1 protein-coding gene is annotated in these 369 nt (G+C 70.5%); it reads left to right on the plus strand.

Features of this window, described 5'->3' with window-relative positions:
• The coding region (locus tag HPT30_RS00605; protein ID WP_175369653.1) for a hypothetical protein at positions 1–369 on the plus strand (369 nt) is incomplete at both ends.

The raw sequence follows: 369 nt of genomic DNA on the forward strand, positions 1-369 counted from the left end.
ACGGGGGCTACTGGAGCGACGGGGGCTACTGGGGCGACGGGCGCTACTGGGGCGACGGGAGATACTGGAGCGACGGGTGCTACTGGAGCGACGGGGGCTACTGGAGCGACAGGAGATACTGGAGCGACGGGGGCTACTGGGGCGACGGGGGCTACTGGGGCTACAGGTGCTACCGGGGCGACTGGGGCAACTGGGGCGACTGGGGCGACGGGTGCTACTGGAACTACCGGGACTACGGGGACTACGGGGACTACTGGCGCCACAGGGACTACCGGCGCCACAGGCTCTACCGGCGCCACGGGCTCGACTGGCGCTACGGGTACCACCGGCGCCACGGGTACTACTGGCGCTACGGGTACCACCGGCGCC

The sequence above is a fragment of the Paenibacillus agri genome, assembly GCF_013359945.1.
In the GTDB taxonomy this organism is placed as follows: domain Bacteria; phylum Bacillota; class Bacilli; order Paenibacillales; family Paenibacillaceae; genus Paenibacillus_AQ; species Paenibacillus_AQ agri.